A 14,654-nucleotide genomic window follows, 5' to 3' on the forward strand; every position below is an offset into this window, starting at 1 on the left:
CGCACCCGGCAGGGTGCGCTGACCGCTGCCTTGTCGTCTCCCACCCCGTCTCCCGTCGCGCCCGCGCCTGCGGTGCCGCCCCCATCCTCTGGCCCCCGCCCCATCGACATCGCGCTGCTCATCAGCGTGTTTGTGGTGGCAGCCTGCGGCCTGCTGTACGAGCTGGCCGCCGGGGCGCTGGCCTCCTATGTGCTGGGCGACTCGGTGCTGCAGTTCAGCACCATCATCGGCACCTACCTGTTTGCCATGGGCCTGGGGTCGTGGCTGTCGCGTTACTTCGAGCGGCAGCTGCCCGCGCACTTCCTGCGCATCGAGCTGCTGGTGGCGCTGATCGGCGGCGCGCTGCCAGCCACGCTGTTCCTCGCCAATGCGTATGCGCCGGGTGCGTTCCGGTTCCTGCTGTACGGCATGGTGCTGATGGTGGGCACGCTGGTGGGGTTGGAGATTCCGCTGGTCATGCGCATCCTCAAACGCAACGTGGTGCTCAAGGACCTTGTCTCGCAGGTGCTCACGTTCGACTACCTGGGCGCGCTGGCGGTGTCGCTGGCGTTTCCGCTGCTGCTGGTGCCGCACCTGGGGCTCATCCGCACGGGGTTGTTGTTCGGGCTGATGAATGCCGCAGTGGCGCTGTGGGCGGTGTGGCTGTTCCGGCATGAGCTGCGGCGCCTCCAAGCCCATTTGTTCGCCTGCCTGATGGTGGTGGGCCTGCTGCTGGCGGGACTGGCGGGGTCTGAGCAGATCACGAGCTTTGCCGAAGACAAGTTCTACCAGGACCGCATCATCTTCACCACGGCCACGCCCTACCAGCGCATTGTGGTCACGCAGGGCCGCTATGGCCACCGGCTGTACCTCAACGGCAACCTGCAGTTCTCCGAGTCCGACGAATACCGCTACCACGAGGCTCTGGTGCACCCCGCCATGGCCGCGCATGGGGCGCCCAAGCGGGTGGCGGTGCTGGGCGGCGGCGACGGCATGGCGGTGCGCGAGATCCTCAAGTACCCCTCGGTCGAGTCCGTCACCCTGGTCGAGCTGGACCCGGCCATGACGCGCATCTTCAGCGAGAACCCCACGCTGGCAAAGCTCAACGGCCACGCGCTGCAAAACCCCAAGGTGACCATCGTCAACACCGATGCCTTTGGGTGGCTGCAGCAGGGGACGGACCTTTTTGACGTGATCGTGGTGGACTTCCCCGATCCCACCAACTTCTCCATCGGCAAGCTATACACCAACAGCTTTTATGCGTTGCTGGACAAGCGGCTGGCGGCCAGTGGCTACGCCGTGGTGCAGACCACCTCGCCGCTGGTGGCGCGCCAGAGCTTCTGGACGGTGGTGCAGACCATCGAATCCGTGGGCCTCTCGACAGCGCCGTACCACGCCCATGTGCCCAGCTTTGGCGAATGGGGCTATGTCATCGCCAGCCGCAGGCCGTGGCGCCTGCCCGACGCCCTGCCACCCGGGCTCCGGTTCCTGAGCGCCCCGTCGCTGCCCCTGCTGTTCGACTTTCCGCTCGACATGGCGCGGGTGCCGGCCGACGTGAACCGCCTGTCCAACCAGGCGCTGGTGCACAGCTACGAGCGCGAATGGGGCAAGGTGGTGGCGCATTGAGTCGCCGTTTGCCAGGGCCCCAACAGGCATTCGCCGAGCAATTTGCAGGGGTTCTGCCCGCTGGCATGGGCAGCACAATCGGCTACAAAGCTGTCAAGACCTGATCGCCGTGGGCGCCCCCGATGCTGGACCTTTTTTTCCTTTCTGACGCACAGCCCTATCCGCTGCTTTGGGCGCAGCACGATCCCTGGCTGGTGACGCTGTCGGTGGGCATGGCGGTGCTGGCCTCCGTGCTGGCGCTGCAGATGGCGGGTCTGGCCCGCCGCGCCGACACCCGGTTCATGCGCCAGATGGCGCGGGGGTCCGGGGCGATGGCGCTGGGCGGCGGCATCTGGTCCATGCACTTCATCGGCATGCTGGCTTTCACGGTGTGCGCGCGGGGCCAGTTTGATGCGTGGACCACCGTGCTGTCCCTGCTGCCCAGCGTGGGCGCGTCGTGGGTGGCGCTGGGCTTGCTGATGCGCCGCGAGATCAGCCGCTCCGCCCTGGTGGTGGGTGGGGTGCTGGTGGGCGCTGGCATTGGCGCCATGCACTACATCGGCATGGCAGCATCGCAGTGGGCGCCTGTCATGCGGTACGACCCTTGGGGGTTTGCCGCCTCGGTGCTGGTGGCCGTGTTGCTGGCCATCGTGGCCCTGTGGGTGCGGTTTGGGCTGGAGCGCGTGGTGCGTTGGCGCGCCCGGTGGCTCAATGCGGTGGCCGGTGTGGTCATGGGGCTGGCGATTGCGGGCATGCACTACACCGGCATGGCGGCCTTGCGTTTCATTGACGCCCCCAACGAGCTGGAACTGCTGACTGCGGCCGATGGCGCGCCCCTGGCACTGGCCGTTGCTGCAGTGGCGTCGGGTATCGGGCTGCTGGTGATCGCCATCAACGCGGGCTTGCGTTACCGGCAGATGTTCCTGCAGATGCGCCAGAGCGAGTCCCGCTTGCGCGCCATTGCCGACACCGCCGTGGACGGCATGGTGATGATCGATGCGCAGGGCCGTGTGCAGTCCTTCAACGCAGCGGCCGAGCGCATCCTGGGCTGGCGTCCCGACGAAGTGGTGGGCCAGAACGTGTCCATGCTCATGCCCGAGCCCGACCGCTCGCGCCACGACACCTACCTGCAGCGCTACCTGCAAGGCCAGGGCGGTGGCGTGGTCGGCGCCAACAGCCGCGAGGTGCTGGCTTTGCGGCCCGATGGCAGCACCGTGCCCATTCGCATTTCCATAGGCCGCGTGCCGCTGGATGGCGCGCCGGTGTTCGTAGGCTTCATCAGCGACCTGACACAGCGCCGCGCCATGGAGCAGGAGCTGCAGGCCAGCGAGCAGCGCCTGCGCTCGCTCATGGCTAACATTCCGGGCGTCACTTTCCGATGCCGGCACGATGCCGACTGGACCATGCTGTTCATCAGCGATGCGGTGACCGCACTCACGGGCTGGTTGCCGCAGGACTTTCTGGACGGCCGTATCAACTTCACCCAGCTCACGCTGCCCGAAGAGGTGGACCGCCTGTGGGCGGAAGTCTCCATGGCCATCCAGGAGCACCGGCCCTACCACGTGGAGTTTGGCCTGCGGGACCGTGACGGGCGCCTGCGCTGGGTGTCGGAAAGCGGCCGCCCCGTGGCCGGCGATGATGGCCAGGTGTTGTGGATCGACGGCGTCATCATGGACATGACCGTCTTTCGCGAGCGCAACGCCGAGTTCGAGAGCACGGTGCGTGCCATCAACCGTGCGCTCTCGGTGGTGGAGTTCGACATGCAGGGCCATGTGCTCAACGCCAACGCTAACTTTCGAGAACTCATGGGCTACCGGCTGGAAGAGATCGTGGGCCAGCACCACCGCATGTTCTGCGAGCCCGCCTACGCGCAGACCGAGGCGTACGCGCAGTTCTGGGAGCAACTGCGAGCTGGCCAGCTTGATGGCGGTGAATATCAGCGACTGGGCAAGGACGGGCGGCGCATCTGGATCCAGGCCACCTACAACCCCATCTTCGACGCCCAGGGTCAGCCGTTCAAGGTCGTCAAGTTTGCGACCGACCTCACCCAGCGCCGTGCCATGGAGCAAGAGCTGCGCGCCGCCAAGGAGCGTGCGGAGCAGGCCGCAGCCGCGCGCAGCACCTTCCTGGCCAACATGAGCCACGAGATCCGCACGCCCATGAACGCCATCATCGGCTTCACCGAGGCCCTGCTCGACACCCCCATGGACGCGCAGCAGCGCCGCCACCTGGGCACGGTGCAGCATGCGGCGCGCTCCATGCTGCGCCTGCTCAATGACATCCTGGACACTGCCAAGCTGGAAAAAGGCGCGGTGGAACTGGAGATTGCGGACTTCTCGCTGCAAGAGGTGTGCGACCAGATCCTTGCCTCGCTGCGCATCCATGCGGGCAAGAAGGGGCTCGCGCTGCAGTGCCTGACGGACGACCGGGTGCCGCCCTACCTGCGGGGCGATGCGCTGCGCCTGCAGCAGGTGCTGCTCAACCTGCTGGGCAACGCGCTCAAGTTCACCGAGCGCGGCCATGTGCTGCTGCGGCTGGACTACCACGACGGCACGCTGGTGATGGAGGTGGAGGACACGGGCATCGGCATCGCGGCGCAGCACCTGGAGCGCATCTTCGACCCCTTTGCGCAGGCCGACGCATCCACCACCCGGCAGTTCGGCGGCACCGGCCTGGGCACCACCATCTCGCGCCAGCTGGTGGAGCTGATGGGTGGCAGCATCAGCGTGCGCAGCACCCTGGGTGTTGGCACCACGTTCACCGTGTGTGTACCTTTGCCGGTGGGCCAGGCGACGGCGGCAGTGGCCACCGTGAGCCATGCGGTGCAGTTGCCGCCGCTGCGCATGCTGGTGGTGGACGATGTGCCGGCCAACATCGAGCTGCTGCAGATCCACCTGGACCGGGGGCGCCACCAGGTGACCGTGGCGCGGGATGGCGAGAGCGCTGTCGCCGCCTACGAGGCCGGGCGCTTTGACGTGGTGCTGATGGATCTGCAGATGCCCGGCATGGACGGCCTGGAGGCCACGCGCCGCATCCGCGCGTTCGAGCAGGCGCAACGGCGCAAGCCGGTGCCGGTGATCGCCCTGTCGGCCAGCGTGCTGGAGCAGGACCGGCGCAACGCACGCGCTGCGGGCATGGACGGTTTTGCAAGCAAGCCGCTGGAGCCCGCCCGCCTGTTCCGCGAGATCGCCCGCGTGCTGCATCTGCAGCCCGACACCGCCACATCGGGGTGGAGCAGCCTGCAGACCTTGACGCGCGCCACCGACTTGCCACCGGTCCCCCACGCCACCATCGCCGCGGTGGACTGGGAGCGTGGCACCCGCCTCTGGGGCCAGCGTGCGCTGCTGCGCGATGCCGTGGCGCGCCTGCTGACCGACCATGCCGCCACCCCTGCCACCTTGCAGGCCCTGGTGGCGCAGCCCGACATGGACGCTGCCCGTGCGCTAGCCCACCGCCTGCGTGGTGCGGCAGGCAACCTGGCGCTGGGCCCGCTGCAAACGCTGGCGCAGCGCATCGAGGAAGCCGCCCACAGCCTGGACCGCACGGCTCTGCAGCCGCTGGTGGCCGCCCTGCCCGCCGCGTTGCAGGCCGTGGAGCAGGCCCTGGCCCACGAGGCCGAGGCCGCCGCAGCGCCCGCCCCCGGCGTGGGCCAGCACGCACCGCTGACCGCCGACCAACGCCAGCAGGCCCGGGACGCCGCGCAGGCGCTGCAGCAGGCCCTGGCACAGTCCGAACTGGCCCAGCCGCCGTTGGACCTGCTGGTGCAGCTGCTGCCTGCAGATGCCACCGAGCGCCTGCAAGAGGCCATCGACCGCTTTGACTTTGACCAGGCCGGGGTGCAGTTGCAGCAGCTGCGCACGCACTGGCTGGACGAACCCCTGGAGAACCCCGCATGACACCGGCCCCTGACCAGCGGCCCCGCCTGTTGCTGGTGGACGACGAGCCCACCAACCTGCAGGTGCTGCGCCACATCCTGCAGTCCGACTACCGCCTGCTGTTTGCCACCGACGGTGAACGTGCGCTGCAGGTGGCGCGCGAGCAGCGGCCCGACCTGGTGCTGCTCGACATCATGATGCCGAACCTGGACGGCTATGCCGTGTGCCGCGCGCTCAAGGCCGATGCCGCCACCGCCTCCATCCCGGTGATCTTCATCACCGCCCTCACCGACAGCCAGGACGAAACTGCCGGGTTTGACGCGGGCGCGGTGGACTACATCACCAAGCCCGTCAGCCCGCCCGTGGTGCGCGCGCGGGTGCGCACCCACCTGTCGCTAGTGCGCATGGACGAGCTGCGTGAAACCCGCCTGCAGATCGTGCAGCGCCTGGGCCGCGCGGCCGAGTACAAGGACAACGAAACCGGCATGCATGTGATCCGCATGAGCCACTTTGCCCAGCTGCTGGCCCTGGCTGCCGGCCACAGCCCGGCCTGGGCCGAAGACCTGCTCAACGCCGCGCCCATGCACGACGTGGGCAAGATCGGCATCCCCGACGCCGTGCTGCGCAAGCCCGGCCCGCTGAACGCCGATGAGTGGGACACCATGCGCCGCCACCCCGAGATCGGCGCCGAGATCATTGGCGAGCACCCGTCCGGCGTGCTGCAGCTGGCCCGTGAGATTGCGCTGGCCCACCACGAAAAGTGGGACGGCAGCGGCTACCCGCGCGGCCTGGCGGGCGAGGCCATTCCGGTGTCGGCGCGCATCGTGGCGGTGGCCGATGTGTTCGATGCGCTTACCACCCGCCGCCCCTACAAGGAACCCTGGCCCGTGCAGGATGCGCTCGACCACATTGCAGCGCAGGCCGGCAAACACTTCGACCCCGCTTTGGTGGCGCTGTTCGCCCCGCTGGTGCCGCAGCTGCTTGAGATCCGCGCCCGCTGGGCCGATTGAGGCGTGACCGCATGACCCCCTGGACCCTGCAGCGCCGCCAGTTCGTGGCGGGCGCCGCCGCCCTGGCCACGGCTGCGCTGGGCGGGTGCGACCGCGCCGTGCCGCCGCTGGAAGGCGGCTTCACCGGCATCAACATGGCACGCGGCCACCAGCTGCGTGAGTGGCTGGCGCGCGGCACCTGGCCCGAGCCCGCCGTGGTGCGCCGCGCGCAGGTCATCATTGCCGGTGGTGGCGTGGCGGGGCTGGCCGCAGCGCGTGCGCTGCGCCTGGCAGGCGTGCAGGACTTTGCGCTGCTGGAGCTGGAAGACACCGCAGGCGGCAACAGCCGGGGCACCGCCGTCAACGGCATCACCTGCCCGCAGGGCGCGCACTACCTGCCCGTGCCTGGCGACGACGCGCGCGAGGTGCAGGACCTGCTGGAGGAGCTGGGCCTGCGCCAGCGTGTGGCCGGGCGCTGGCAGTACGACGAACGCCACCTGTGCCACAGCCCGCAGGAGCGCCTGTACTTCGATGGCGAGTGGCAGGATGGCCTGCTGCCCGTGCAGGGCGTGGGCGAGGCCACGCTGGCGCAGTACCGCCGCTTTGCCCAGGCCGTGGACGCGCAGGCCCACGCCGCCCGGTTTGCCATGCCCGCACTCAAGCTGTGGACCGCCAAGCGCCCACTGGCGCCCAGCCAGCAGGCGCTGGACGCGATGACGTTTGCCGCCTGGCTGGCGCAGGAAGGGCTGGACGATGCCCATCTGCGTTGGTACCTGGACTACTGCTGCCGCGACGACTACGGCGCCGGGGCCGACCGTGTCTCGGCCTGGGCGGGCATCCACTACTTTGCCAGCCGCCACGGTTTTCATGCGCCCGGCGAGGCCGTGGACGAAGCCCGCGAAAGCGTTTTGACCTGGCCCGAGGGCAATGGCTGGATCACCCGGCGCCTGGCCGAGCCGCTGGCCAACACGTCCCACGGCGGCGGCCAGCTGCGCGCCGGCACCAGCGTGCTGCGCATCACCGAAGGCCGCCACGGCGTGGAGGTGGATGCGTTCAACCACGCCACCGATAGCGTGGAGCGCTGGCAGGCGCCACGCTGCATCGTGGCGCTGCCCGTCTTCATGGCGGCGCGCGTGGTGCAGAACCCGCCCGCCTTCCTCACCGGGGCGGCCCAGCGTCTGTCGTGGGCGCCCTGGCTGGTGGCCAACATCCACATCCAAAGTCCGCTCACCGACCGCCCCGGCGCTGCGCCGGCCTGGGACAACGTCCTGTATGCCGACCCCACGGCGGGGGGCCTGGGCTATGTGAACGCCGGCCACCAGCGCCTGGACACCCGCGCCACGCTGGCCGGCCCCACCGTGCTTACCTACTACCAGGCGCTGGGCGACCGGGCGGACGGCCGCCAGCAACTGGCCACCCAGCCCTGGCAGCACTGGGCCGAAGCCGCCCTGGCCGCTCTCGCCGTGCCCCACCCCGACCTGCGCCAGCGCGCCACGCGCGTGGACATCACCCGCTACGGGCACGCCATGTCCATCCCCACACCGGGTTTGCAGCAGTTTTTGAGCCAAATCGGCCTGGAGCGCAAGACTTTCATGCCCAAGGTGCTATCAAATGGTGAGCGTGCCGCCTGGCTGCCCACGCCCACCACCGCACGGCTGGCGTTTGCGCATGCCGACTGGTCGGGGTATTCGGTGTTTGAAGAGGCCTTCACGCGCGGGCACGGCGCGGGGCTGGTGGCCGCCGCCAGTTGATTCCTTGGTGCAGAGGATCCCTAGCCGCGCTGCCCGTCCCACCACAGCCCCAGGCACAGCGCGACGCCCACGGCGTACAGCAGCCAGGTGGCCGAGACCACGTAGGGATAAAACATCAACGCCACGCCCCACCAGCGGGTGCGCGGCTGCTGCGCACGCTTGCCGTGCCAGTACGCCGCCATGCCGATCAGACCAAACAGGATGGCGCCCACGATGTAGGCCGGGCTGGGCAGCTCCAGGCCGAGGGATTGCAGTGCAGAGAGGGTTTCCATGGCGGGTGCGCAGGCCGTGCGGGTGGGGTGAGGCAGGTGTGATCCCGGCCAGCGGCAAAAGGTCCGTGCATGTGCCCGATTCGGCGTTGCCTGGTGGGGGGCGTTGGAGAACCGCTTTTCATGGCGGTGTCACAGGGCGGCGGCATCGTTCACGGTTTTGGCTCTCTTCTCCTTGACCACCATGTCCCGACTGTCCCAAATTGCCGCCTGCGCAGCGCTGCTGTGCGCTGCCGCCATCCCCGCCATCGCCCAGCAGGCCTACCCCGCCACCCTGGCCGGCCACGCCGTGCTGCCCGCCCTCACCGTGGTTGCCGCGCCCAAGGACGCGCCGCAAGACCTGCAGGTGGCCGGCAAGTTCACCACCCCCCGCCGTGTGGACGCCGTGGGCAGCGTGATGGGCCAGTCGGGCGGCCGCGACACGGGTGTGTCGTTGCCGTTTCAGGGCCAGCCCCTCCAGGGCCACTCGGGCATCAAGCGCATGGCCGACGGTTCGTTCTGGATCCTGACCGACAACGGCGCTGGCTCCAAGGCCAACTCGCCCGACTTCATGCTGCACCTGAGCCACTACACCGTGGACTTCCAAAGCGGCCAGTTCAACCGCCTCAAGACTGTCTTCCTGCACGACCCCGACAAGAAGGTGCCGTTTCGCATCACCCACGAAGGCACCGACAAGCGCTACCTGACGGGCGCTGACTTCGACCCCGAGAGTTTCCAGTTCGCCGGTGGCGCGCTGTGGATCGGCGAAGAGTTTGGCCCCTTCCTCATCAAGGCCGACCTGAACGGCAAGGTGCTGGCCGTGTTCGAGACGCAGGTGGACGGCAAGGTCGTGCGCTCGCCCGATGCGCCCGGTGTGCTGATGCCCGGTGCCCCCGACGCCAAGCCCACGCCGTTTGAAGTCAAGCGCTCCAAGGGCTACGAAGGCATGGCCTCCAGCAAGGACGGCAGCAAGCTCTATGCACTGCTCGAAGGCGCGCTGTGGAACGACAGCGCGAAGGCGTACGAAAACGTGGGCGGCAAGCAGTACCTGCGTGTGCTCGAATTTGACGTGAAGACCGAGCAATGGACCGGCCGCCACTGGAAGTACGTGCTGGAGGCCAACCACCACGCGATTGGCGACTTCAACATGATCGACGGCACCACGGGCCTCATCATCGAGCGCGACAACGGCGAAGGCACGGCCGACAAAGCCTGCCCCGAGGGCACCAAGCGCACGGACTGCTTCCACGACCTGGCCAAGTTCAAGCGCGTCTACAAGGTGGAGATGAGCGACGCCAACGTGGGCGGCGAGATCCGCAAGGTGGGCTACATCGATCTCATGAACATCCAGGACCCGCAGCGCCTGGCGCGCAAGCCGCTGAACAACGGCGTGCTCACCTTCCCGTTCTTCACCATCGAGAACGTGGACATTGTGGACAGCACGCACATCGTGGTGGGCAACGACAACAACTTGCCCTTCAGCAGCAGCCGCGAGCCGAACAAGGCGGATGACAACGAGTTGGTGCTGCTGGAAGTCGGCGAGTTGCTGCGCGCAAGGTAAGGGGTACCCCCCTGAGACGCTTCGCGTCTTCCCCCCGCTCTCGCGCTGCGCGCGGGCAGGGGGACGCAGCCGTCGCTGCGGGGCGGCCCTTGCTCGGCTGCCCCGGGCTGGGTCGCGCCGGTTTTGGGCGCTGCGGGCAGGTGCGAGGCCCCGTTAAGACCGGTGTTTGGGGGCTCCAACCCTCGGGACACCTTTGAATGCTGCGGGTGGCAAAATTCCCGGTTCCCGTTCCAACGTACCCGGAAGCCGCGCCACCATGTTCACAGGCATCGTCCAAGCCACGGCAGGCATTGCCGCCATCCACGACCGCGCAGGGCTGCGCACCTTCACGCTTGATTTCCCTGAGGGCTTCTGCCAGGACCTGGCCATTGGCGCCAGCGTGGCCACCGATGGCGTGTGCCTCACGGTCACCGAGATCCTGTCGCCCACGCAGGCCAACTTTGACGTGATGCTGCAGAGCCTGAACATCACCACGCTGGGCAGCTACGGCCAGGGCGACCGCGTGAACGTGGAGCGCGCGGCCAAGGACGGTGCCGAGATCGGCGGCCACCCGCTGTCGGGCCATGTGGACTTCACCGGCACGCTCATCGAGCGGCGCGAGTTTTACAACAACCTGGTGTGGCGCGTGGCCGTGCCCGAGGCGTTTCGCCGCTACATCTTTGCCAAGGGCTACATCGCCATCCACGGCGCCAGCCTCACGGTGGCCGAGGTGAACCGGCAAGAGGGCTGGTTCGAGATCTGGATGATTCCCGAAACGCGCCGTGCCACGGTGTTTGAAGCCAAGCAGGTGGGTGACCGCCTGAACATCGAGATCGAGCGCAGCACCCAGGTGGTGGTGGACACCGTCCGCGAGGCCGTGCAGGAGAGCCTGGGCCGCCTGCAGCCCGTGCTGGAGGCGCTGTTGAAGGAAAAGGGCCTGTCGCTGGACGACTTCGTGCAGGCGCCCGTGCTGCCGCACTGATCGAACCAAGCTCACTCATGTCCCTGGTGGTGCGCCCGCTGGCGCTGAGCGACCTGGCCGATCTGCTGGCCGTGCAACTGGCCTGCTATGGCGAGGGGTTTGTGGAGAGCGGCGAGGTGTTTGCCCGCCGCCTCGCCAGCCCCGCCAATTGTTCGCTGGTGCTGGAGCAGGGCGGCACGGTGTGTGCCTATCTGGCGGCCTACCGCAGCGTGCGTGGCAAGGTCACCCCGCTGCACGGCGACTTTGAAACCGCTACTGCGCCCGACACGCTGTACCTGCACGACATGGCCGTGCTGCCTGCCCATGCGGGGCAAGGCCTGGCCCATGCGTTGCTGCAGCCCCTGTGGACGCAGGCCCGCGCCGAGGGGCTGCGGCACAGCGCGCTGGTCTCGGTGCAGGGCTCGCAGGCCTACTGGCAGCGGCAGGGCTATGCGCTGCACCCCTTGCAGGACGCCACCCAGCAGGCCCGCCTGGCCAGCTATGGCGAAGGCGCGGTGTACATGGCGCGAGCGCTTTAGAACGTGTTTACGATCTCCCAGAGGTCGCGCAGCGGTCTTTGCGGGATGGGATGCAAGGCGCTGTGCGTAGTGGATAGCTTGGCTATCCACAAGCGCCGCAACGCTGCAGACCGCCCGCAAAGACCACTGCCCGAAGGGTTGGAGCGAAATCGGGTGATTGGACGCCCCAGCTGCTTGCATGGGCATGAGCCCATGCGGCGCATCCGAAGCATCCACTCATCCCGATTGCGCTCCAACGCGATCCCCTGCGAGATCGTAAACACGTTCTTAGACCTTGTAGGCACAGTGTCACCCGCCCTCGTCATAATGCCCGCCATGCCCCACCGCTGGAAACCCAACGTCACCGTGGCCGCCCTCATCGAGCGCGACGGCCGCTTTCTGCTGGTCGAGGAAGAAACCACCGACGGCCTCAAGCTCAACAACCCTGCCGGCCACCTGGACCCGGGCGAGTCGCCCATCCAGGCCTGCGCGCGCGAGGTGCTGGAAGAAACCGCCCACGACTTCGAGCCCACGGCGCTGATCGGCGTGTACCTCAACCGCTTCACCAAGACGCGCACGGGGGACGACATCACCTACATGCGTTTTGCGTTTGCGGGCACGCTGGGCACGCACCATGACTGGCGCACGCTCGACACCGGCATCGTGCGCACGCTGTGGCTCACGGCCGACGAGATCCGCGCCTGCCCCGAGCGCCACCGCAGCCCGCTGCTGCTGCGCGGCCTGGAGGACTACCTGGCGGGCCAGCGCTTTCCGCTGACGCTGGTGCACACCGACATCTCGGTGACCGAGCCGGACGGCGTGACCGCGCGATAAGCCTTGGTGCCGCACGGGGCTGCGCACCGCCCCCGGTGTGAACAGGCGCTAGTTCGCCTTGGCCTTCCAGGCAGCGCCCTGCTGGCGCACCAGGTCCAGCAGGTTGCCCATCACCACGTTCATGTCGATCAGGTGCAGGCCCCAGTCGTCCAGAGTGCGGTCATTGACCACGATATCGCCCGGCACATCGCTGGGCAGGCTGCCACGCCCATTGCTGTCCAGGCCCAGCGCCAGGTAGTGTGCGGGGCCGTCCTTCACACAGCTTGCACGCATCAGGCCCGGCAGGCTCACAAACGGGGTGCTCACGCCCTCCAGGCCCTGCGCCCATTGCGCACGCAACACGGGCTGCCCCAGCAGGTTGGCCTCGCGGGCCAGCATGCTGCGCAGCGGCTGGCCGCTCAGGCGCACCGGGTCCGTGCAGGCCACCTCGGCGCCCGCCGCATTGCTGCGGCCAAAGCGGGAGTTCGCGGGCGGCGGTGATGTCTCGCGGAACGTGGCGTATGTCACCACACACCCGGTTTGCGCGCCGGTACGGCACAGGGGCAGCGTGGGCAGCGACCCTCCGGTGTCCGCACCCGCAGGGACCATCACGTTGAAGCCGATCAGCAGGGCCGACACCAGGCGCTGCTGCACCGGCTGGCCGTCCACATCGCGCTTGAGCAACTCCAGCAGCATGCGGCTGCCCTGGGAATGCCCCACCAGCACCACGCCCCGGCCCTTGTTGTCATTGGCCAGATAGTGCCGCCACGCGGCGCGCACGTCCTCGATGGCCATCTCCGGGTTCACCCCGGCCGGGTTGCCCGACATGGCCGCGCGCAGCCCCGCCAGCGTGATCTGCCGGTACATGGGTGCAAACGGACGGCACACCGAGGCAAAGGGGGCAAACTGCTGCGCCACCGCCCGCTGCTCACCCGCGCCAGGTTGCAGCGTGCTGTGCGGGTTGGGGTCCTGCGAGATCGTGGGGTACACGTAAAAGCAGTCGATGGGCGCATCGGCCTGCGGCTTGATCACCTGCACCGTGCGTTGGCCTTCGGCGGCCAGCGTGGTGACCGTCTGGTCGGTGCTGCACAGGTCGGCGCGGCCGGGGCGGCACAGCCAGGTATCCGGCGCGTCGTAGTTGGCGGCGGCAGCGGGCTGGGCCAGCGCGGGGGCGACCGCAAAGGCACCGAGCAAAACGGTCAAAAGGGAGGAAATGCGGGCATGCATCGACAGGACTCCTGGGAGGTTTGCCACAGTGTTGCGCACCCGGCGCGGCGGCGGGTGTCGGCTGTGTGACGGCCTCCGGGAAAACGAGGATGGCGGGCGGGCGCCACTGCCCCCGCTGCCGCAGCTCCTGCGCCCGCTTCCATCAGTCCGCCGTCAGCTTGCGTTCCTTGATGATGGTGGCCCACTGGGTCGATTCCTTCTTCATGAAGGCCGTCAGCTCGGCGCGTGTGGTGGGCTGCGGCGTGAGGCCGTGCTTATTCAGCGCCTCTTTCACGCCCGGGTCGTTCAGCACCTTCACGATCTCCTGGTTCCAGCGGTCCAGCAGCGGCGCGGGCGTTTTGCCCGGCGCCACAAAGGCGTACCAGTTGAGCGCCTCAAAGCCCGGATAGCCCGACTCCGCCACGGTAGGGATGTTGGGCAGGTAGGCCGGACGCGTGAGGCCGGTGGTGGCCAGCGGTATGAGCTTGCCCGTCTCCACATGCGGCAGCGCAGTGGGGGGCGCGGCAAAGTACGAGGTCACGCGCTCGCCCAGCAGGTCCTGCAGCGCGGGGGCGCCGCCCTTGTAGGGCACATGGGTCATGTCGATGCCGGCTCGCTGGTTGAACAGTTCACCCGCCAGGTGCGATGCCGAGCCCGCGCCGGTGGAGGCAAAGTCCACGCTGCCGGGCTTCTTCTTGGACAGCTGCACAAACTCGGCCAGCGTCTTCACGCCCGCGCCCTTGTGCACCACCAGCACGTTCGGAAAGTTCACCCCGCCCGACACGGCGGCCAGGTCCTTGAAGGGGTCGTAGGCCACCTTCATCAGGTGGGGCGCAATGGTGAGCGGTCCCACCGACCCGAGCAGCAGCACCGAGCCATCGGCGGGCGCATTGGCCACAAACTGGTGCGCGATGTTGCCGCCTGCGCCGCCCTTGTTGTCCACCACCACCGACTGGCCGATGTTCTCGCCCAGCTTCTTGGCGATGAGCCGTGCCGCCGCATCGGCTGCGCCGCCTGCGGCAAAGCCCACGACCAGCGTGACGGGCTTCTTGGGCGGAAAGTCTTGCGCCGCAGCGCCCAAGGCGAGAGGCAGGGTGGCCAGCGCCAAGGCGCAACGCAGCAGGGTTCTTTTGGGGTTCATGGGGGTCTCCTTCATTGTGGGTTGTTGG

Annotated in this window: 11 protein-coding genes; 8 read left to right on the plus strand and 3 right to left on the minus strand. The window is 68.3% G+C overall.

Annotation, left to right across the window (positions count from 1 at the left end):
* The first annotated feature begins 30 nt into the window (after positions 1-30).
* The 4 genes from ASD75_RS02085 (at position 31) to ASD75_RS02100 (ending at position 8,199) form a co-directional block, all read left to right on the plus strand.
* Complete coding sequence (locus tag ASD75_RS02085) at positions 31-1,605, plus strand: polyamine aminopropyltransferase (protein ID WP_056742696.1); 1,575 nt, start codon at positions 31-33, stop codon at positions 1,603-1,605.
* A gap of 122 nt (positions 1,606-1,727) precedes the next feature.
* The gene (locus ASD75_RS02090) at positions 1,728-5,480 is read left to right on the plus strand and encodes a PAS domain S-box protein (RefSeq protein WP_056742701.1); all 3,753 of its coding nucleotides are present in this window, start codon (positions 1,728-1,730) and stop codon (positions 5,478-5,480) included.
* Positions 5,477-6,469 carry a two-component system response regulator gene (locus ASD75_RS02095; RefSeq protein WP_056742703.1) on the plus strand — a complete coding sequence of 331 codons (993 nt, stop codon included), beginning with the start codon at positions 5,477-5,479 and terminating at the stop codon, positions 6,467-6,469. The genes ASD75_RS02090 and ASD75_RS02095 overlap by 4 nt, the downstream gene beginning before the upstream one ends.
* Positions 6,470-6,480: 11 nt before the next feature.
* Positions 6,481-8,199 carry an NAD(P)-binding protein gene (locus ASD75_RS02100; RefSeq protein WP_200947549.1) on the plus strand — a complete coding sequence of 573 codons (1,719 nt, stop codon included), beginning with the start codon at positions 6,481-6,483 and terminating at the stop codon, positions 8,197-8,199.
* Positions 8,200-8,219: 20 nt separating this feature from the next.
* Here the strand turns inward: ASD75_RS02100 and ASD75_RS02105 are convergent, their stop codons facing one another.
* Positions 8,220-8,471 (minus strand): hypothetical protein, encoded by a 252-nt coding sequence (locus tag ASD75_RS02105; RefSeq protein ID WP_056742705.1) that lies wholly within the window; start codon positions 8,469-8,471, stop codon positions 8,220-8,222.
* Between the two features lie 181 nt (positions 8,472-8,652).
* Here ASD75_RS02105 and ASD75_RS02110 point away from each other — a divergent pair, with 181 nt between their 5' ends.
* The 4 genes from ASD75_RS02110 (at position 8,653) to ASD75_RS02125 (ending at position 12,300) form a co-directional block, all read left to right on the plus strand.
* Positions 8,653-10,008 carry an esterase-like activity of phytase family protein gene (locus tag ASD75_RS02110; RefSeq protein ID WP_056742707.1) on the plus strand — a complete coding sequence of 452 codons (1,356 nt, stop codon included), beginning with the start codon at positions 8,653-8,655 and terminating at the stop codon, positions 10,006-10,008.
* A gap of 256 nt (positions 10,009-10,264) precedes the next feature.
* Positions 10,265-10,969, plus strand: a complete 705-nt coding sequence (locus ASD75_RS02115) for a riboflavin synthase (protein ID WP_056742709.1) — start codon at positions 10,265-10,267, stop codon at positions 10,967-10,969.
* A gap of 17 nt (positions 10,970-10,986) precedes the next feature.
* Positions 10,987-11,487, plus strand: coding sequence for a GNAT family N-acetyltransferase (locus tag ASD75_RS02120; RefSeq protein WP_056742711.1), 501 nt, complete (start codon positions 10,987-10,989; stop codon positions 11,485-11,487).
* A gap of 315 nt (positions 11,488-11,802) precedes the next feature.
* Complete coding sequence (locus ASD75_RS02125) at positions 11,803-12,300, plus strand: NUDIX hydrolase (RefSeq protein WP_056743200.1); 498 nt, start codon at positions 11,803-11,805, stop codon at positions 12,298-12,300.
* A 48-nt stretch (positions 12,301-12,348) separates the two neighbouring features.
* Here ASD75_RS02125 and ASD75_RS02130 read toward each other — a convergent pair whose 3' ends face one another.
* Together ASD75_RS02130 and ASD75_RS02135 are read right to left on the minus strand one after the other, a co-directional pair.
* Positions 12,349-13,506, minus strand: coding sequence for a DUF3089 domain-containing protein (locus tag ASD75_RS02130; protein WP_056742719.1), 1,158 nt, complete (start codon positions 13,504-13,506; stop codon positions 12,349-12,351).
* Positions 13,507-13,648: 142 nt separating this feature from the next.
* Positions 13,649-14,626: a tripartite tricarboxylate transporter substrate binding protein gene (locus ASD75_RS02135; protein WP_056056701.1), complete on the minus strand. Its 978-nt coding sequence runs from the start codon at positions 14,624-14,626 to the stop codon at positions 13,649-13,651.
* Positions 14,627-14,654: the final 28 nt, after the last annotated feature.

The sequence above is a fragment of the Acidovorax sp. Root568 genome (assembly GCF_001427445.1).
GTDB lineage: Bacteria > Pseudomonadota > Gammaproteobacteria > Burkholderiales > Burkholderiaceae_C > Acidovorax > Acidovorax delafieldii.